The following is a 17,292-nucleotide window of genomic DNA, read 5'->3' as shown; positions in this document are numbered from 1 at the left end:
CTAGATTTTAGGCAAAGCCCAAAAACGAGGAGTGCATCATGGTGAGAGTAGGCATTAACGGCTTCGGCAGGATCGGGCGCAACGTGCTGCGCGCGGCGCTGGGGCGCAGCGATTTTGAAGTGGTGGCGATCAACGATCTGACGGACAGCAAGACGCTGGCGCACCTGCTGAAATACGACACGCTTTCCGGCACGCTGGCGGCCAGGGTGGAAGCCGGCGACAACCAGCTGCTGCTGGACGGCCGGCCGATTCAGGTGTTTTCGCAGCGCGATCCCGCCGAGATCCCCTGGCGCAACGCGGGCGTTGACGTGGTGATCGAAGCGACGGGCTTCTTTACCGACAAGGCCAAGGCGGAAGTGCACATCACGCACGGCGGCGCCAAGCGGGTGATTATCTCGGCGCCGGCTAAGAATGACGACATCACGCTGGTGATGGGGGTTAACGATCACCTCTACGATCCGGCTCTGCATAAGGTGGTCAGCAACGGCAGCTGCACCACCAACGGGCTGGCGCCCGCCGCGCAGGTATTGCATCAGGCGTTCGGCATCGAATACGGGTTGATGAATACCACGCATGCCTATACTAACAGCCAGGCGCTGCACGATCAGCCGGAAAAAGATCTGCGCGGCGCGCGGGCGGCGGCGGAATCGATCGTGCCTTACTCCAGCGGCGCGGCCAAGGCGCTCGGCAAGGTGATCCCCGAACTGGACGGCCGCCTGACCGGTTATTCGCTGCGGGTGCCGGTGCCGGTGGTTTCCATCGTCGATCTGACGGTGACGCTGAAACGCCCGGCGACGGTGGAGGAGATCAACGCCGCTTTCCGCGCGGCGGCGGCGTCCGGCCCGCTGAAAGGGATCCTGGGGTACAGCGATGAACCGCTGGTGTCGAGCGACTATCGGGGCGATGCGCGTTCGTCGATCATCGACGGCCTGTCCACGCTGGTGATCGGCGGTAACCTGGTGAAAGTGCTCGCCTGGTATGACAACGAGTGGGGCTTCTCCAACCGCTTGGTCGATCTGGCGCTGCTGATGGAACAACGCGGGCTGTAAACGCCCGACAGCAAAAAGCCCGCTTAAGTTTCCTTAAGCGGGCTTCTCTAAATATGGCTCCTCTGACTGGACTCGAACCAGTGACATACGGATTAACAGTCCGCCGTTCTACCGACTGAACTACAGAGGAATCGTGTGAACGGGGCGCATGATATCCAGCGGCCCCGGGTGTGTCAACGCTAAATTTCCCCGGGCGGTGCGACTGCTCGGTATCTGAGCAATAAGCTCGTCAATCCGCCCATTGCGCGTCGTTTTCCGCCTGGCCGCGCAGCAGGCGCGCCAGCGGATCCTGGCGGTAGAAGCGGCAAAAGTGCTGATACAGCGCCGGGAAGCGTTCGGCCAGCAGTTCGGGAGCGCTGAAGAAATACTCCGACAGCACGGCGAAGCACTCGGCCGCATCGGTGGCGGCGTAGGCATCCATGCTGGCGGCCTCTTCGCCGACCATGTCGATCTCGTCCTGCAGGCTTTCCATCGCGGCGTGCAGATCATGTTCCCAGGCGGCCACCTCGCGCAGCGGGATCGGCGGCACGCCGGTGGCGACGCCGCCGTTGCGCATATCCAGCTTGTGCACCGCTTCGTGGATCACCAGATTGAAACCGGAAAGGTCGAAAGAGTCCTGCACGTCTTGCCAGTTGAGCACGATCGGCCCCTGTTCCCAGCTTTGGCCCGACTGCACCACCGGCCCCGAGTGCACCAGACCGATCTCGTCCTGCCATTCGTCTTCCACCACGAACGGGGTGGGGTAGAGCAGAATTTCGTTGAAGCCGTCGAGACACTCCGCGCCGAGTTCCAGCACCGGCAAGGCGAACAGCAGGGCGATGCGCGCCTGCATTTGCGAGGTGAGCTGCAGCCCCTGCAGCGGCACGATGCGCTTTTGCTGCAAGATCTGCCCGGCGACGGCCACCAGCCGCTGCCGCTCCTGCTCATTCAGCGGCGAGAGCAGCGGGATCGCCAGCGCGTCCTGCCACTGGGCCTCGATGTCTGCCTGGGGTTGAGAGGGTTGAGTCGCTTTCCACGGCCATTTAATCATCAGGTTGCTCGTAAAGTCGTCACTTGAACGTTCAGCGGTATGCTAATGCTGTAAAAATGCCGCAAAAGCGGGCATGATAGCAAGCGTTGTCAGGAGAGATGCCGGAGCGGCTGAACGGACCAGTCTCGAAAACTGGAGTAGGGGCAACTCTACCGGGGGTTCAAATCCCCCTCTCTCCGCCACTTTACCCCTCGTTGTTCCCCATCGAATCAAAATCCTTTTCTTTCGCTAATGCTTGTAAACCGTTCGATCTGAAACCGGTTTGCGTTGGCAGAGATCCTTTTCCGCATTATAACCCGTGCAATATCAACGAATAGCATTTTGCGATTATGTTCTTCATTTTGTGAGCCATGTTGTGCTTGAACCCGGCGCGGCGCTTGCGGCAAGCCCAGTGCTATGCCGATCATGCTGAAGGTGTGAAACCGTCACGGCGATAATGTCTGCCGGCAGGGGCGTGCATGGCCCGAGTCCGCTATTCCTTGAAGAGTTTGCCAGACTGACAACATGCCCAACGTCTCCAGGATAGCGTGTATTTACACGCGATTTTCCGTGCACTAATATGTGTGCACATGCACATAAATGTCAGTCTATTCCCTGAAACGATGGGAAGAGCAGGGACTGAACGCCTGGAAACCGGAGGACTTGCCATGAGTTTGCTCGATTGCGCACTGGATTTTCGTCACTTCATTGAGGAATTGCGTCGCCGAAACGATTTGGTCGACGTGCATCAGGCAGTTTCCGCCGACCTGGAGATAGCGGCTGTCTGCCGCCGGGTCTATGAGCAACGGCTTTCGGCTCCGCTATTTCATCATGTGGCGGGCGCGATGCCGGGAGCCCGCATCCTCGGCGCGCCGGCCGGCATGCTCGCTTCTGCGGAACATGCCTATTCTCGCCTCGCCCTCCATTTTGGGCTGCCGCCAGAAAGCTCCCCGCGGGATATTGTGGCGGCGATTCGCCGGGCGGTGAAGGCGGAGCCGTTTGCGCCGGATTATTGCTCGACCGGCCCGGTGAAAGAGAATATTTGGCGTGGTGACGAGGTTGATCTGAAACGTTTCCCGGTGCCGCTGTTGCATGAACGGGATGGCGGGCGCTATTTCGGCACCTACGGGTTCCATGTCGTGCAATCCCCGGACGGAAAGTGGCATAGCTGGGGCGTCGGCAGACTCATGATGCTCGATCGCAATCGTCTCACCGGCCCGGCAATCCCCACCCAGCACATCGGCATGATCCGTGAAATGTGGCGCCGAGAAGGGAAACCTACGCCGTGGGCGATGGTGCTCGGGGCGCCGCCTGCCGCGGTGGCGGTCGCAGGGATGCCGTTGCCGGCCGGCGTCAGTGAGCCTGACTATGTCGGCGCGCTGCTCGGTAAAAGCGTCACGCTCACCCAAGCGGAAACCCACGATCTCTGGGTGCCGGCCAATGCGGAAATTGTGCTGGAAGGTGAAATCAGCCTGACGGAGACGGCGCTGGAAGGGCCGATGGGGGAGTATCACGGCTATCAACACCAGCAAGGCCATGAACAGCCGGTGTTCCATGTGCGTGCGGTAACGTTTCGCGATGACCCCATTTTGCCGATTTGCGTCGCCGGCACGCCGCCGGAAGAAAATCATACGATCTGGGGCACCATGATATCAGCTCAGCTGCTGGAAACCCTGCAGAGCGCGGCCTTGCCCGTTGACTTTGTCTGGTGTTCCTATGAGGCGGCGACCTGCTGGGCGGTGGTCTCCGTCGATATCGAAAAACTGGCCGGAATGAATACCACCGCGGCGGATTTTGCCGGCAAGGTGGCGGAGGTGGTCTTCGGCTCGCATGCGGGCTACCTGATCCCCAAACTGATCCTGGTCGGCAATGACATTGATATTGTCGATATCGATCAGGTGGTTTGGGCGTTGGCCACGCGCTCACATCCCGCGCGCGATCATTTTATTTTCCCGGACGTACGTGAGTTCCCGATGGTGCCGTACCTGACGGAAGAAGACAAGGCGCGCGGCAGCGGCGGCAAAGTCATCATCAACTGCCTGTTCCCCGAGCAGTTCAGCGGCGTAACACGTGCGGGTACCGCCTCTTACAGGCACTCTTATCCTGAACAGGTCAGGGCAAAAGTCGAGGCTAATTGGAAACAGTATGGGTTCTGAAAAAAAAGACAGGCATAGCGGCCGACGGGGAATGGGATTGCCCAATGGTGCGCTTTACAGGATGACGGAGGTGGTGCGTCACCGCGAAAAACGGCTGTCTGCGTTACTCGATTTGCAAGGACTCAGCCTCCATGAGTGGCGCGCGTTGCGCATTCTCTACAGTTTTCCGGGCGACGTGGCCATGAGCGAGGTGATAGCGCATTCGCAGACCGATCGCACCGCGCTAGGCCGTACGATCACCCAACTGGTTAATCGGGGGTGGGTCGCGCGCTTCCCCGATCCGGAAGATAAGCGCGCGGTATATCTGCGCGTCATGCCGGCGTCTCGTCCCATTTTTGACCAGGCGAGGCAATGGGTGGCGGATTATGACGCACAGCTGATGGCCTGTCTGGATGATGCCGGGCTCAGTGCCCTGGATGACGCACTGCGGCGCATGATGCTGTTCATCGAGACCGCGTAGTCCGTTCCGGCGAAAGCCAGCGCCGTATTTCCCGAGTGACCTCATCGCGGTGTTGTACTGTTGCCCGCGGGTAAGGTAACTTGCTGAGGGCATGATGACTGACGCAGGGGCCAACGGACATGAATGAAAGGATCGACTACCACATCGAGAAATACCACTTCGCGCCGCTGGATGAAGCCCCGCGGCTCGCGCGCCAGTGGAGCGAGGTGTTGAACGAGTGTCGCCAGACGCAGGCCGGGGCGGAACAGCGTCTGCGCATTGCGCTGCTCAACGTGGACTATGTGACCAGTTTCGAATTGCCGTTTCGTTTATTGCTGGTGCGGGCGCCGCAGCTGATTGCCGGCCTGCGCGATGAGTTGTCGATCAGTCAAAAAAATGTGGTGTTCAACGGCAAGCGCTTTGGCTGCGTTTACAGCCTGAAAAGCGATTTAAGCGACGTGCCTGAGGCCTTCCAATACGGCCTGTCGACCCGTATTCACCGCACTTCGGCGTCGGGCGTAGACGCGCTGCCTTACCGGGAAATCGCCAAAGCGCTCAAGGCGCCGCGTGAGCGACTTAAGCTGGCGCTGGAGCAGGGGCTGCGGGTCACGGCGTTGGACGGACTGTTCTGGTTCGGCATACAGCGCATTGCCGCCGAGGTGCGCAGACTAAGAAAAACCGGCATGGCGATCGTGACGGCGGAAACGGAGATCTTCGACACCCTGACCGGCACCACGCGCAAGGTTCCGGTATACCGCCTGGCCGAGAGTTGATGACCGATAGTCGGCGGTTCAGCTTATGAAGCGCGATTCCCGCCGGGCTCCTCTACGGTTCTTTTTTACCCGCATCTCCTTGCCGCTCAGCAAGAAAACCGACGTGACATATTCCTAAAATCTGACCTGTGTTCGTTCTGCCGTAGCACAACGCAAACGACGGGCCACCGCCGATAGCCGGTGCCACGATGGTGTTTCCGGTTGGCGGCGCCGTTTGCCGCCCACCTTTGGCTAACATCGACGAGGGTTTGAAGGAGAAGAGTATGTTGAAACGTTTCGCACTGTTGTGCTGGTGCCTGATCGGCGCCAATGCGCTGGCGGCGGGCCCCAACGCCAATATCAAGTATTACGGCTATGACTGGCTGGACTTTTATGAAACCGCCACGCCGTCTTTCAGCGCCACAGAGGCGCTTAAGGCGATTACCGGCACCGGCTTCAGTATGACCAATCTGAATGTGGTGCACACGTTGGCAAGTCTCAATCTGCCCGTTTGCGCCGGGGGGACTTGCGCCGTGAACATTCAGGCTGGTTCGGGGGCGGTATCGGGCTCGCCGTTTATCGATATCTGCCCTGGGGCGGTCTCGAACAGCAACTGCCAGGCCGCAGGTTCCTGGAACGCCATCTGGACGGTGGTCAAGAAGATCGCCGAAGCCAAATATAAGCCCGGCGCCATTTATTTTATCGATGAGCCGTTCGACGTTCCTGCCTTACAGACCGGGGGAAAATATGACGCTTACCAATACTCCAGCTATGTTTGCACCCTGCGACAGGCCATGCAGGAGTACGGGATCGCGATCCCCGTCTACACCATCTTGTCCTACCGACATGCCAACAACGCCGAATGGATCCGTGAAATACAGCAGGGCGCGCCCGCGACCGCGTGTCCGGCCAATGTAAAAAGCACGCCAGATTGGGTTGGGGTGGATAACTACAACTGGTCGGTGGCGGATATGTGGAGTACCTACAATCGCCTGGCACCGATAAGCGCAGCCGGACAAAAGTGGGTGTTGGTACCGCCTTCTACGGCATCGTTAGGAATGAACGACCAGCAACTGCATGCGCAAATTCAACTGTATTGGGATTTTATTAATCAATATCCGACTGCGCCCGTGGTTTACATCATGAACTGGCGGTTTGATCGCGCGGTTACCGAGAATCGCGCGGCCTTCCCCGAATCGACCGCCTTATTGTCTTTCATGGCGAACACGCTGCTCACCCAACCTTAAGCGTGCAAAAAGGAGGTTCGCCATCAGGAACCTCCTTATGGATTGCACGGCTTACCGATAGGCTTCATTGCGCGCGATCGCGTATTTGCCGCTGCCCAGCAGCAGGATGGCGAGCCCGCCCATAAAGAACACCAGCTCGTTTTCAATGCCCCAGGCGCCGACGTCGGTGACGCTGAACACCTTGCCGGTGCCCACCATCAAAAACGCCACCACCAGCGTAAAGGCGTAAACCAGCGCGGCGGGGCGGGTGAACAGCCCCAAAATGATCAGTATCGGCGCCAGGATCTCCCCCACATACACGCCATAGGCGATGAAGGCGGGCAGCCCGTGATCCTGCAACGCACCGGCGATCCAACCGACGCCGTGCTGAATCTTCGCCACGCCGTGAAACAGCATCAGCCCGCCGAAGGTCAGCCTGAGCGCCAACTTGCCGGCGTCCGGGCGATCAAAAAGGCGCGTGAATGCCGCATTCAATGACTTAACCATGGCCCTTCCTCCTGAATAGGAATGATTTTTAATCAATATATCTGCAAGATAAATACAAAAGATGTCCTGGATCAGTAAAACGGCGGGCTTTACGCTGAATCACCGGGTGAGGTTTAGCGGACGCTTCGCACGGCAACGCAGGCTGTCCCCGCAACCCAAATCGCGGTAAAATGCAACAGTTCACCTTATCGCACGTCATCAGGCCGTCGTACTCGCTATGAAAATGCGCAAACCGCGCCGTCCGCCCGGGCGGTGGATCTATTACATCCTGCATGAAGACATGCTGTGGCCCTGCCCGGTCAAATGGGAGTGGGAGAGCGGCTATAACGCCTGGCTGCCGTTTTACTATTCCCCCACGCTGGAATTTGTCGCCGGCAACCCCGCCCGCGCCACCAAGGTCAGCAGCGGCCGGCGCTAAGCGTGCTGCCCGCCTTGCCGCCCGGCATCCGCTCACCTAAGATCATTGCATCACCCACAGGTTTCCGGGAGCGACCATGTCTACTCTGTTTCGCACGTCTCTTTGCGGCGCGGCGGCGTTGCTGCTGCTTGCGGGTTGTCAGCAGACGGCGCATCAACCGGCGCCGCCGCTGCAGGCGCAATTGGATCACATCGCTCTGATGCTGGCCGGCGGGCATTTCCTGCGCGTGGACTGCGGGCGCAGCGACGTGCCGGACGACGTGAAATTGCAACGCACTGCGATGCGTGCAGCGCAGCACCGCGGCTGGGATACGCATGCGGCAGGGTATCGGCAGTTGCCGGCGCTCACCCAGGCGCGTTACCTGACTCTGCAACAGGGTGATCAGCTGCTGACGGACAAATGCGCCACGCTCAGCCGCAGCACCGCGCGCTTTATTGCGGCGGCGCAGGCCGATCAGGAAGACTACATGGAGTAGCGCTACGGTGTGCCTGTCGGGCGCTCGCCACGGGCGCCCAAAAATTCTTTGCAGGATAACGATTTATCGCTCATCATTTGAAATGATGTTTCACTTTTATCCATCGAGCCCACCTTGAACCTGTATGCCGCACTGCGTCAGCGCGTGGAAAATACGCCTTGGTACGCCAAACGGAAAAGCTACCGCGTGCTGTTCTGGCGCGAAATCACGCCGCTGGCGGTGCCGATCTTTCTGGAGAACGCCTGCGTTCTGTTGATGGGGGTGCTGAGCACCTTTCTGGTGAGTTGGCTCGGCAAAGAGGCGATGGCCGGGGTGGGGCTGGCGGACAGCTTCAACATGGTGATCATCGCCTTTTTCGCCGCGGTGGATCTCGGCACCACCGTGGTGGTGGCCTTCAGCCTCGGCAAGCGGGATCGCCGGCGCGCGCGGGCGGCGGCGCGTCAGTCGCTGGTCCTGATGATCGGTGTGGCGTTGCTGTTGGCGGCGGGCATTCATCTGGCGGGTGAGCCTATCATTGATGTGATCGCCGGTGCGGCCTCGCCGGAAGTGAAAGCGCTGGCGCTCTCTTACCTGCAAACCACGGTGTGGAGCTACCCGGCGGCGGCGATTGCGTTGATCGGCAGCGGCGCCCTGCGCGGCGCGGGCAACACCAAGATCCCGCTGCTTATCAATGGCGGCATGAATATCCTCAATATCATCATCAGCAGCATCCTGATTTACGGCATGCTGGGCTGGCATGGCCTGGGGTTCGTCGGCGCCGGGCTGGGGCTGACGATTTCCCGCTATATCGGCGCCATCGCCATCCTCTACGTGCTGGCGATCGGCTTTAATCCGGCGCTGCACATCACGTTGAAAAGCTATTTCACGCCGCTCAAGATGAGCATCCTGTGGGAAGTGTTGGGGATCGGCATTCCCGCCAGCGTCGAGTCGGTACTGTTTAACGGCGGCAAGCTGTTGACGCAGATGTTTGTCGCCGGCATGGGCACCAACGTGATCGCCGGCAACTTTATCGCTTTCTCCATCGCTTCGTTGATCAACCTGCCGGGCAACGCGTTGGGATCGGCTTCGACCATTATCGTCGGCCGGCGGCTCGGCAAAGGCGAGATCGGCCAGGCGGAGCGGCAGCTGCGCCATATTTTCTGGCTGTCTACCCTTGGGTTGACCGCTATCGCCTGGGGCACGGCGCCGTTGGCCGGGGTATTCGCCGCGTTTTATACCTCGCAGGATGACGTGAAAACGGTGGTGAAAACCCTGATTTGGCTCAACGCCGCCTTTATGCCGATCTGGGCCGCTTCCTGGGTGTTGCCCGCCGGGCTGAAAGGCGCGCGCGACGCCCGCTTTGCCATGTGGGTGACGATGCTCGGCATGTGGGGCTGCCGCGTGGTGGCGGGCTACGCGCTGGGTATCGAACTGGGCATGGGCGTGGTGGGGGTCTGGTTGGGGATGTTCCTCGATTGGGCGGTGCGCGGCGCCTTGTTCTACTGGCGCATGGTCAGCGGACGCTGGCTGTGGAAATATCCGCGGGCCAAACGCCGGGAGGCCGGGTAACCGGCCGCGGGGCACCGGCGAGGTGGACTCAGTATAAAAGCGTCATCGCGCTGAAGAACAACAGCGTCAAGGCGATGATGATGAGGTTTTGCGTGGCTTTGCGCACCAGTTTACTGGCGCTCAGGCGGCTGTCGATGACGTAGAGCAGCGGCACCATCAGCAGCACGTAGGCGAACATCAGCATGGCGGTAAAGGGTTGCAGGTTCATTCTCGCCCCTCCTGTGCGCCATCATGGCCGACCAGGTGCACCAGCACGGCCTTCGGCGGATGGGGCAACGTAATAAAGGGCGGGGTGGCTGGGGAGTCCGCCGCGAACGGCAGACCGGCGCGCCGCGTCCTCACCGCCGCTTGCAGAATTTTCTTTCGATGCTTCCGAGTATGGTCGACCATGCGCCTCCGAATAAGGCCGCCGGCAGGCGGCCGATCGCTGTATTGCAAGGATTACAGGCCGCTGCCGGGGCCATGCATTCATAATATTGCGAATGATAACCATTATCAATGGTGGGGGTGAAAAAATTAAGGGTATTGCAAGGTGGCATCGGGCGGTGGCGTAAAAAGAAAAAGCACGCCTTGCGGCGTGCTTTGCGGGGTACTAACGGCGGTAGTTACTTCTGATCGGGCAGAGCGTAAGCGACCACGTAGTCGCCCAGCTTGGTGCCGAAGGAACCGTGGCCGCCGGCGTAGATCAGCACGTACTGCTTGCCATTGACCTCATAGGTCATCGGCGTCGCCTGGCCGCCGGCCGGCAAGCGCGCTTCCCACAGTTTTTCACCGTTGGTCACGCTGAAGGCGCGCAGGTAGTTGTCTGCGGTGGCACCGATGAAGAACACGTTACCGGCGGTGGTCACCGGGCCGCCCAGCATTGGCATGCCCATTTTGAACGGCAGCGGCAACGGTGAGCTGTCGCGCACGGTGCCGATGCGTTTTTTCCACACGATGTCGTTGGTTTTCAGATCCACGGCGGAAATGTAACCCCAGGCCGGCTGTTTGCATGGCAGACCAAACGGTGACAGGAACGGGTTCAGGGTGACGCCGAACGGCACGCCATACTGCGGCTGTACGCCGGATTCGGTGCCGCTGCCGCCTTTGTCGCCTTCCGGCGGCTCAATCGGGTTGCCTGGGCCGCGCGGGATCAGTTTGGAGACGAACGGCAGCGCGATCGGGTTGGCGATGGCGATTTCGCGATCGGTATCGACGGCCAGGCCGCCCCACTCGAACATGCCCAGGTTGCCCGGGAACACCAGCGTGCCCTGCTCGGATGGCGGGGTGAAGGTGCCTTCGTAGCGCAGGCTGTGGAACATCACGCGGCAGACCAGCTGATCATAGATGGTCGCGCCCCACATGTCGGCGCCGGTCAGTTTCTTCTCAGGACGGAAGGTCAGATCGGAGAACGGCTGGGTCGGTGACAGGCGATCGCCTTTGGCCGGGCCCTGCGGTACCGGTTTCTCCGGCGCCGGCACCACCAGTTCGCCGTTGGTGCGGTTCAGCACGAAGATGTTGCCGGTTTTGGTCGGCACGTAGATGACCGGCACTTTTTTACCGCTCTTGTCGGTAATGTCCGCCAGGGTCGGCTGCGCCGGCACGTCCATATCCCACAGGTCGTGGTGGACGGTCTGATAGAACCAGGCCAGTTTGCCGGTGGAGGCGTTCAGCGCCAACAGGCCGCTGGCGTAGCGTTCCATTTCCGGGGTGCGATCGCCGCCCCAGATGTCCGGAGTGGAAACGCCCATCGGCAGGTAAACGATATCCAGCTTGGCGTCATAGGCGGCAGGCGCCCAGGAGTTAGGCGAGTTCGGCACGAAGTGGTGCTCGTCCGCCGGGATGGCGTTCGGATCTTTCGCGCCCGGATCGAAGGCCCACAGCAGCTTGCCGCTGTTGACGTCGAAGCCGCGGATCACGCCGGAAGGCTCGCGGTTGGAGTAGTTGTCGGTCACGGCACCGGCGACGACGATCACTTTATCGGTGATCACCGGCGGCGAGGTCGGCTCGTAGTGGCCCGGCGTCGCATACGGCATATTGCTCTGCAGGTTCAGCTCACCGTTGTTGGCGAAGTCCGGGCAGGGTTTACCGGTTTCGGCGTCCAGTGCGAACAGACGGCCGTCGTTGACCGGCAGAATGATGCGGCGTGCGCACATCGCCGGTGCGGCATCGCCGGCGGCGCCCGCGGCTGCAGCGGTTTCGTGGTAAGACACGCCGCGGCAGGTGATGTGCTGGAAGGTCGGGTTGTACTTCAGCTGCGGATCAAATTTCCACTTTTCTTTACCGGTGGCGGCATCCAGCGCAAACAGCTTCTGGTGCGGCGTACACATGTAAAGGGTATCGCGGATTTTGATCGGCGTGACTTCGTTGGTGATCTCACCCGGATCGTTGGCGGTCTTCAGATCGCCGGTCTGGAAGCGCCAGGCTTCTTGCAACTGGCCAACGTTTTTGTCGTTGATCTGGCTCAGCGGCGAGTAACGGGTGCCTTCCTGGGTGCGGCCATAGGCCGGCCAGTCGGACCCGGTGGCGTCTTTCGGCTGTACCTGAGCGGCGTCGAGCGTGCCGTTGATCTCTTGCGGATCGTTGAATACGGCATAGGCCAGCGCGATGACGGTGATCGCCAGCGCCGCGCTCAGCGCGCCGTAGGCGAACTTGCCGTTGGCCACCAACTTACGGTAGATAAACGGCAGCACCAGCCACAGACCGAAGAAGAAGGTGACGTCCAGGCGCGGCGTCAGCGCCCAGAAGTCCGGGCCCACTTCCCACAGGGCCCAAATGGTGGTGCCCAGCAGGAATACCGCGTACAGCAGCAGCGCGGTGGCGCGGCGGCGGAACAGCAGCCAGGAGGTCGCCAGCAGCACCAGCCCGGCGATGATGTAATACAGCGAACCGCCCAACTTGGCCAGCCAGATGCCGCCGCCGAGCAGATAAAGCCCGCTCAGCGCGGCAAACAGCGCCGTTATGACGATAAGCGGCGATAGTGACGCTTTATTTTGCATAGCAATACCCTTACCAAAAATGAAAGTCCCCGATTTAGAGATTAAGCCAAATCGGAAAAAACACGCGGTTTCTCCCTACTATTTCAGCGAGAAGCCGCTAGGGTGACGTAAAACCCATCCCGTTTTTTAACCTTAAGGTGCTTTGCCTTATTCAAAGCGATAAGACAAGGTGGCGCCGCCACCCCAGTTGCGCCCCGGCGCCGGCTCGAAATAGCGGCCGTTGCCTTCGTTGACGATCACCGAACCGACGTATCGGCGATCGAAAACATTGTCCACCCGGCTGAACACGTCCAGCGCCCAGCGATCCCAGGTAAAGCGATAGCCGGCGTTTACGCCGGCCACGGTGTAAGCGGGGGCCTGCGCGCTGTTGGCGTCATTGGCCTGAATGTCGCTCATGTAGCGCAGTTCCGCGCCGGCGTGCCAGCCTTCCGGCGGCGCAAACGCCAGCGAGGCGTAGCCCATGTTGCGGGCGATGCCCGGCAGGCGATTGCCGGCGGGGGTGCAGCCGGCTTTGCCGCACATTTCGCTGCGGTAGGTGGCGTCCAGCAGCGTCCAGGCCATATGCAGCCGCCAGTCCAGCGCAAACTCCTGATCCAGCGCCAGCTCCAGGCCGCGCCGCCGGGTTTTGCCGGCGTTGGCGTAGCTGGTGCGTCCGCCGCTGCTTTCTGCCACCACCAGCTCGTTGTCGGTATCGGTCTGGAACAGCGCAGCGCTCACCAGGCCGTTGCCGAGGCGCAGTTTGCTGCCCAGTTCGACGGTGTCGCTGGTGGATGGCTGCAGGCCGATATTGAGGCCCGCCTGGCCGTCGGGGCGGTAGGAGAGTTCGTTGATGGTCGGGGTTTCAAAGCCGCGGCCGGCGGAGAGATAAACGTTCCACGCCGGGTTGATCTTGTAGTTGAGCGAGCCCATCGGCAGCCACTGGTGGTAGCGTTTGCTGCCGCTGTCGTCGCCGTTGCGCGGCGTGATGTAGTAATCGGTCGAGTCGAAGCTGACCGTGCTGTAGCGCAGGCCGGCGTCCAGCGTCCAGTGTGGCGTCAGTTGCCAGGAGGTTTGCAGGTAAGGATCCAGGTTCCAGATGCGGTTCTTCTCGTTGCGCCGCTGGTCGCCTTTCTCGCCGTAGTCCACTGTGCCGTCTCGCAGAATAAAGTTTTCGAACCCCTGGCGGCGTTCGGTCATGGTTTCATAATCCAGACCGCCGATCAGTGTTACCGGTAACGATGCGAGAGTATCCTCATGCTTCCAGCGAGTGTCAATGCCCTGATATTTTCTTTCCAGCACGATCACCCCGCCGGCGTGGGTGGGGTTGAGCTGCGGCCCCATCGGGATCGATTGGTACTGCGTGGTATGGCGTTCGCCGTGGTAAGCGGTCAGCGTCAGTTCGTCGCGCTCGCTCATCTGGCGTTGATAGCGCAGGCCGGCCTGGGTTTGATCGAGCGATTTGCGGGTGTTGTATTGATCCGCGCGCGGCGCCTGGCGTGGGTTTTCCTTCCATTCCGCTTCGGTCAGGCCGCCCGGATCGCCGGCATCGATTGAGACGCTGTTGAACATCAGCGTCAGGGTGCTGACGTCGTCCAGCCGCACGCCGAGCTTGCCGTTGCCGAGGTTTTTCCGCGCGGCGCTGTGATCGCGGTAGCCCTGAGTGGTGAAGCGGGTGCCCGAAATGGCGTAGTTGACGTCGCCGGCCTGGGTGCCGTCGCCGGTGGCGCCGGTCGCTTTCACCCCGTAGCGCCAGGTGTTGTCGCTGCCGAAATAGCCGCCGGCCTCCAGCGTCGGCGGCTGGGTGCCGGTAATCGTATCAACATTGATCACCCCGCCCGAGGCGTTGCCGTACAGCGCGGAATAGGGGCCGCGCAGCACCTCGATGCGTTCGACGGAATTGATGTCGATGTTGGAGGTTTGTCCCTGGCCGTCGGGCATGGTGGCGGGAATGCCGTCGACGTACATGCGCACGCCGCGCACGCCGAACATCGAACGGCTGCCGAACCCGCGTATCGACAGCTGCAGATCCTGCGCATAGTTTTGCCGGTTTTGAAGCTGCAGGCCCGGCACGCTGCCGAGGTTTTCCGACAGGTTAATCTGCGGGGCGGCGTTGCGCAGGTCCTGGCCGTCGATCACGCTGACGGACACCGGCGATCCCAGCTCGGTCAATCCGGTGGGTTGCGCCATCACCACCAGGGTGTCGCTTTTCTCTTTATTATTTTCTGCCGCCAGCGCCTGGCTGGCAAACATGGGATGTAGCAATAGCATTGCAGCCGGGGTCAGCACGGCGCTTTTCTTATTGGTCATGGGATAAATCTGCCACTGGTATTGAAAGGGAATCGCAGGTCGATTCAGAGTTAGCCATCTGTCGCTCCATCTACATGACGCTAAACGAAAAGGGTAAGGCATCCTGACATCAGTATAGAGTATCTCGGGCAGGAACGTTCCCGCAAAAACTCCGCTCCCAGCGACGGTTAACGGATTCATGAGCCTGGCTCATAAGCCCAAGCGTATTTCGCCCCATAGTCATGGCGGCAGTCGCGTTTTACAGTCACCACACCGGAGCGGCTCCGCGTCAGGCGGGGCCGGTATCAATCAGCGGGAGAGTGAAGATGCAAACACGCAAGTTGGGGCGCGAAGGACTGGAAGTATCGGCGTTGGGCCTGGGCTGCATGGGGCTGAGCTTTGGTTACGGCCCGGCGATGTAAAAACCGGGCAGATGTACCGAGATGGGCCGCATAGAGACAATCCCTTTTAACCGCAGAAAGATGCCTAAAGGTAGCAAACGCCAGGCAGGGCCCCCGCAGGCGCGGGGGCCCCTCACATCAGGCATCCACGCCGCCAAGGCACAGGTATTTGATCTCGAGATAGTCCTCGATGCCGTATTTTGAGCCTTCACGGCCCAAACCGGAGTGTTTCATGCCGCCGAACGGCGCCACTTCGGTGGAGATCAGCCCTTCGTTGATGCCGACAATGCCGTACTCCAGCGCTTCGGCCACGCGCATCACCCGGCCGATGTTGCGGCTGTAGAAGTAAGCGGCCAGGCCGAACGGCGTGTCGTTGGCCAGTTCGACGGCGTCGGCTTCCTGGCTGAAGCGGATCAGGGGCGCCACCGGGCCGAACGTCTCCTCGCGGAAGATTTTCGCCGTGCGCGGCACGTCGGTCAGGATGGTCGGGCTGAAGAAATTGCCGCCCAGCGCGTCAGGCTTGCCGCCCAGCAGCACCGAGGCGCCGTGCTCGACGGCGTCGGCGATGTGCTCGCGCACTTTCTCCACCGCGTCCGGGTTAATCAACGGGCCGATGGTGACGCCGTCATCCAGGCCGTTGCCGACTTTCAGCTTGGTGACGGCGGCTTTCAGTTTGGCGGCGAAGGCATCGTATACGCCGTCTTGCACCAGAAAACGGTTGGTGCAGACGCAGGTCTGGCCGGCGTTGCGGTATTTCGAGGCGACCGCGCCGGCCACGGCGGCGTCCAGATCGGCGTCGTCAAACACGATAAACGGCGCGTTGCCGCCCAGCTCCATGCTGGTTTTCTTGATGGTGGGCGCACACTGGGCCAGCAGCTGCGCGCCGACTTCGGTGCTGCCGGTGAAGGAGAGTTTGCGCACGTCCGGGTTGGCGGTGAGTTCACCGCCGATGCCTTTGCTGGGGCCTGTTATCACGTTGCACACCCCGGCGGGCAACCCGGCGCGCTCCGCCAGCACGGCGATCGCCAGCGCCGAGAACGGCGTTTGGCTGGCGGGGCGGATCACCCCGGTGCAGCCGGCGGCCCAGCCGGGGCCGGCTTTACGGGTGATCATCGCCGCCGGGAAGTTCCACGGGGTGATGGCGGCGAACACGCCGATCGGCTCTTTTTGCACGATGATGCGGCGACCGGCCTGCGGCTGTGGAATGGTGTCGCCATACACCCGCTTGCCTTCCTCGGCGAACCATTCGATAAAGGAGGCGGCATAGGCGATTTCACCGCGGCTTTCGGCCAGCGGTTTGCCCTGTTCCGCCGTCATGATGCGCGCCAGATCTTCCTGATTTTCCATCATCAGCTCAAACAGCCGCCGCAGCTTGCCGGCGCGCTCTTTGGCGGTCAGCGCGCGCCAGGCGGGCAGCGCTTTTTTGGCGGCGGCGATGGCGCGAGCGGTTTCTTCGGCGCCGAAGGCCGGCACGTGGCCGATCCGCTCGCCGTTGGCGGGGTTATGAATGGCGATCGTGCGGCCTTCCTGGGCCGGCAACCATTGCCCGTCGATGTAATTGGCCTCGCGGAACAGCGTTGGATCCTTGAGGGTGGCGCGGATACTGATGCTCATGAGTCTCTTCCTTTGCTGAGTTCAACGGAGTGGTCTATTCCATACGGCTCCCCTTTACCCTAGCAAACTTTGCCGCCGCCGTTTGCCAACGCGACGACAAGATGGCCGTTTTCTCACTGCGCATCTTCTGTACAAAAAATATCCGCCGTCGGGTCGATACTGAAAGAGCAGGCATATGACCCTTTTCGATGTGATTAAAAGGAGTGTGCGAATGATGAAATCAGTGGACAGACATCTCGCGGCCTACGGCAGCGAAATGGATTTTTTGGCGTCGAGCATCGCCCTGATGGAATGGCAAGGGCGGCAGATTGACGCCGGGCAGGTGGCCGGCAATATGTCGGAGCAGCAAAGCCGCCTGTTCTTTGCGCGGTTGAATTATTTTCGTCAGCTTTATCAGGCCGCATCGGCGGCCGAACACAGCCTGTAATTTCCGATCCAGCCCCGCCGCCGCGGGG

15 protein-coding genes and 2 tRNA genes are annotated in these 17,292 nt (G+C 60.9%); 10 read left to right on the top strand and 7 right to left on the bottom strand.

The window, feature by feature from the left end; translation table 11 throughout:
- Positions 1-38: 38 nt before the first annotated feature.
- Positions 39-1,049: a type I glyceraldehyde-3-phosphate dehydrogenase gene (gap, locus tag ACTJJ6_RS18805; protein WP_261104769.1), complete on the top strand. Its 1,011-nt coding sequence runs from the start codon at positions 39-41 to the stop codon at positions 1,047-1,049.
- 54 nt (positions 1,050-1,103) lie between these two features.
- On the opposite strand, the gene ACTJJ6_RS18800 is transcribed toward gap, so the two are convergent.
- Positions 1,104-1,179 (bottom strand) — tRNA-Asn (locus ACTJJ6_RS18800).
- A gap of 99 nt (positions 1,180-1,278) precedes the next feature.
- A complete protein-coding gene (mtfA, locus tag ACTJJ6_RS18795) occupies positions 1,279-2,079 on the bottom strand; it encodes a DgsA anti-repressor MtfA (protein WP_048795162.1) in 801 nt (266 codons plus the stop codon).
- A 92-nt stretch (positions 2,080-2,171) separates the two neighbouring features.
- On the opposite strand from mtfA, the gene ACTJJ6_RS18790 reads away from it, so the two are divergent.
- The 5 genes from ACTJJ6_RS18790 (at position 2,172) to ACTJJ6_RS18770 (ending at position 6,652) form a co-directional block, all read left to right on the top strand.
- Positions 2,172-2,261 (top strand) — tRNA-Ser (locus ACTJJ6_RS18790).
- A gap of 465 nt (positions 2,262-2,726) precedes the next feature.
- The gene (locus tag ACTJJ6_RS18785; RefSeq protein WP_440803317.1) at positions 2,727-4,214 is read left to right on the top strand and encodes a UbiD family decarboxylase; all 1,488 of its coding nucleotides are present in this window, start codon (positions 2,727-2,729) and stop codon (positions 4,212-4,214) included.
- Positions 4,204-4,674 (top strand): MarR family winged helix-turn-helix transcriptional regulator, encoded by a 471-nt coding sequence (locus tag ACTJJ6_RS18780; RefSeq protein WP_151254653.1) that lies wholly within the window; start codon positions 4,204-4,206, stop codon positions 4,672-4,674. Before ACTJJ6_RS18785 ends, ACTJJ6_RS18780 begins: the two co-directional genes overlap by 11 nt.
- A 119-nt stretch (positions 4,675-4,793) precedes the next feature.
- Positions 4,794-5,426: a helix-turn-helix domain-containing protein gene (locus ACTJJ6_RS18775; protein WP_016927167.1), complete on the top strand. Its 633-nt coding sequence runs from the start codon at positions 4,794-4,796 to the stop codon at positions 5,424-5,426.
- A 263-nt stretch (positions 5,427-5,689) separates the two neighbouring features.
- Positions 5,690-6,652, top strand: a complete 963-nt coding sequence (locus ACTJJ6_RS18770) for a hypothetical protein (protein WP_440803314.1) — start codon at positions 5,690-5,692, stop codon at positions 6,650-6,652.
- 51 nt (positions 6,653-6,703) lie between these two features.
- Here the strand turns inward: ACTJJ6_RS18770 and ACTJJ6_RS18765 are convergent, their stop codons facing one another.
- Positions 6,704-7,138 carry a DoxX family protein gene (locus ACTJJ6_RS18765; RefSeq protein ID WP_016927169.1) on the bottom strand — a complete coding sequence of 145 codons (435 nt, stop codon included), beginning with the start codon at positions 7,136-7,138 and terminating at the stop codon, positions 6,704-6,706.
- Positions 7,139-7,355: 217 nt separating this feature from the next.
- On the opposite strand from ACTJJ6_RS18765, the gene ACTJJ6_RS18760 reads away from it, so the two are divergent.
- The 3 genes from ACTJJ6_RS18760 to ACTJJ6_RS18750 all read left to right on the top strand — a co-directional run bounded on the left by ACTJJ6_RS18760 (position 7,356) and on the right by ACTJJ6_RS18750 (position 9,579).
- Positions 7,356-7,556, top strand: a complete 201-nt coding sequence (locus ACTJJ6_RS18760; RefSeq protein WP_016927170.1) for a hypothetical protein — start codon at positions 7,356-7,358, stop codon at positions 7,554-7,556.
- A 76-nt stretch (positions 7,557-7,632) separates the two neighbouring features.
- Positions 7,633-8,031 carry a type II secretion system pilot lipoprotein GspS gene (gene gspS, locus ACTJJ6_RS18755; protein ID WP_016927171.1) on the top strand — a complete coding sequence of 133 codons (399 nt, stop codon included), beginning with the start codon at positions 7,633-7,635 and terminating at the stop codon, positions 8,029-8,031.
- A gap of 114 nt (positions 8,032-8,145) precedes the next feature.
- The gene (locus ACTJJ6_RS18750) at positions 8,146-9,579 is read left to right on the top strand and encodes an EmmdR/YeeO family multidrug/toxin efflux MATE transporter (protein WP_049300304.1); all 1,434 of its coding nucleotides are present in this window, start codon (positions 8,146-8,148) and stop codon (positions 9,577-9,579) included.
- A 28-nt stretch (positions 9,580-9,607) separates the two neighbouring features.
- Here the strand turns inward: ACTJJ6_RS18750 and ACTJJ6_RS18745 are convergent, their stop codons facing one another.
- The 4 genes from ACTJJ6_RS18745 to gabD form a co-directional block, all read right to left on the bottom strand.
- Complete coding sequence (locus ACTJJ6_RS18745; protein WP_015378373.1) at positions 9,608-9,787, bottom strand: hypothetical protein; 180 nt, start codon at positions 9,785-9,787, stop codon at positions 9,608-9,610.
- Positions 9,788-10,184: 397 nt separating this feature from the next.
- A complete protein-coding gene (locus tag ACTJJ6_RS18740) occupies positions 10,185-12,557 on the bottom strand; it encodes a glucose/quinate/shikimate family membrane-bound PQQ-dependent dehydrogenase (protein WP_197817580.1) in 2,373 nt (790 codons plus the stop codon).
- Between the two features lie 147 nt (positions 12,558-12,704).
- Positions 12,705-14,843 carry a TonB-dependent receptor PqqU gene (gene pqqU / locus ACTJJ6_RS18735; RefSeq protein ID WP_172962810.1) on the bottom strand — a complete coding sequence of 713 codons (2,139 nt, stop codon included), beginning with the start codon at positions 14,841-14,843 and terminating at the stop codon, positions 12,705-12,707.
- 518 nt (positions 14,844-15,361) lie between these two features.
- Positions 15,362-16,837, bottom strand: coding sequence for an NADP-dependent succinate-semialdehyde dehydrogenase (gene gabD / locus ACTJJ6_RS18730; protein WP_440803310.1), 1,476 nt, complete (start codon positions 16,835-16,837; stop codon positions 15,362-15,364).
- Positions 16,838-17,048: 211 nt separating this feature from the next.
- On the opposite strand from gabD, the gene ACTJJ6_RS18725 reads away from it, so the two are divergent.
- On the top strand, positions 17,049-17,264 hold the full coding sequence (locus ACTJJ6_RS18725) for a glycogen synthase (RefSeq protein WP_004935234.1): 216 nt from the start codon (positions 17,049-17,051) through the stop codon (positions 17,262-17,264).
- The last annotated feature ends 28 nt before the right edge of the window (positions 17,265-17,292 follow it).

It is taken from the genome of Serratia sp. 22278 (genome assembly GCF_052045405.1).
Classification (GTDB): domain Bacteria; phylum Pseudomonadota; class Gammaproteobacteria; order Enterobacterales; family Enterobacteriaceae; genus Serratia; species Serratia marcescens.
Note: the sequence above shows the minus strand (reverse complement) of the source record. Positions and strands in the feature narration are given on the sequence as shown.

What these genes read in the sequence shown, in the direction of transcription:
- gspS (WP_016927171.1), top strand. Translation starts at nt 7,633, where the DNA reads ATGTCTACTCTGTTTCGCACGTCTCTTTGCGGCGCGGCGGCGTTGCTG.
- pqqU (WP_172962810.1), bottom strand. Translation starts at nt 14,843, where the DNA reads ATGACCAATAAGAAAAGCGCCGTGCTGACCCCGGCTGCAATGCTATTG.
- ACTJJ6_RS18760 (WP_016927170.1), top strand. Translation starts at nt 7,356, where the DNA reads ATGAAAATGCGCAAACCGCGCCGTCCGCCCGGGCGGTGGATCTATTAC.
- ACTJJ6_RS18745 (WP_015378373.1), bottom strand. Translation starts at nt 9,787, where the DNA reads ATGAACCTGCAACCCTTTACCGCCATGCTGATGTTCGCCTACGTGCTG.
- mtfA (WP_048795162.1), bottom strand. Translation starts at nt 2,079, where the DNA reads ATGATTAAATGGCCGTGGAAAGCGACTCAACCCTCTCAACCCCAGGCA.
- ACTJJ6_RS18775 (WP_016927167.1), top strand. Translation starts at nt 4,794, where the DNA reads ATGAATGAAAGGATCGACTACCACATCGAGAAATACCACTTCGCGCCG.
- ACTJJ6_RS18780 (WP_151254653.1), top strand. Translation starts at nt 4,204, where the DNA reads ATGGGTTCTGAAAAAAAAGACAGGCATAGCGGCCGACGGGGAATGGGA.
- ACTJJ6_RS18765 (WP_016927169.1), bottom strand. Translation starts at nt 7,138, where the DNA reads ATGGTTAAGTCATTGAATGCGGCATTCACGCGCCTTTTTGATCGCCCG.
- ACTJJ6_RS18770 (WP_440803314.1), top strand. Translation starts at nt 5,690, where the DNA reads ATGTTGAAACGTTTCGCACTGTTGTGCTGGTGCCTGATCGGCGCCAAT.
- ACTJJ6_RS18740 (WP_197817580.1), bottom strand. Translation starts at nt 12,557, where the DNA reads ATGCAAAATAAAGCGTCACTATCGCCGCTTATCGTCATAACGGCGCTG.
- ACTJJ6_RS18725 (WP_004935234.1), top strand. Translation starts at nt 17,049, where the DNA reads ATGATGAAATCAGTGGACAGACATCTCGCGGCCTACGGCAGCGAAATG.
- ACTJJ6_RS18785 (WP_440803317.1), top strand. Translation starts at nt 2,727, where the DNA reads ATGAGTTTGCTCGATTGCGCACTGGATTTTCGTCACTTCATTGAGGAA.
- gap (WP_261104769.1), top strand. Translation starts at nt 39, where the DNA reads ATGGTGAGAGTAGGCATTAACGGCTTCGGCAGGATCGGGCGCAACGTG.
- gabD (WP_440803310.1), bottom strand. Translation starts at nt 16,837, where the DNA reads ATGAGCATCAGTATCCGCGCCACCCTCAAGGATCCAACGCTGTTCCGC.